Source organism: Halalkalibacter lacteus, assembly GCF_036663595.1.
GTDB classification, from domain to species: domain Bacteria; phylum Bacillota; class Bacilli; order Bacillales; family Bacillaceae_D; genus Halalkalibacter; species Halalkalibacter lacteus.
In genome coordinates this window covers 1-230 of the sequence record NZ_JAWRVL010000500.1, presented here as the reverse complement: position 1 = coordinate 230, position 230 = coordinate 1, and the positions used below count along the sequence as shown (strand labels likewise).

General features: G+C 55.7%; 1 tRNA gene. It reads left to right on the top strand.

What is annotated here, in order from left to right:
• Positions 1-102 precede the first annotated feature (102 nt).
• A tRNA-Met gene (locus SAZ04_RS23155) sits at positions 103-176 on the top strand.
• The last annotated feature ends 54 nt before the right edge of the window (positions 177-230 follow it).

Sequence of the window (230 nt, the reverse complement as noted above, 5' to 3'; positions counted from 1 at the left end):
TAGCTCAGCTGGGAGAGCACCTGCCTTACAAGCAGGGGGTCGGCGGTTCGATCCCGTCATCCTCCACCATTTAGAAAAATGTAGCATTTCCCTTTAAAACGACGCGGGGTGGAGCAGTCTGGTAGCTCGTCGGGCTCATAACCCGAAGGTCGACGGTTCAAATCCGTCCCCCGCAATACCATTGGTCCGGTAGTTCAGTTGGTTAGAATGCCTGCCTGTCACGCAGGAGG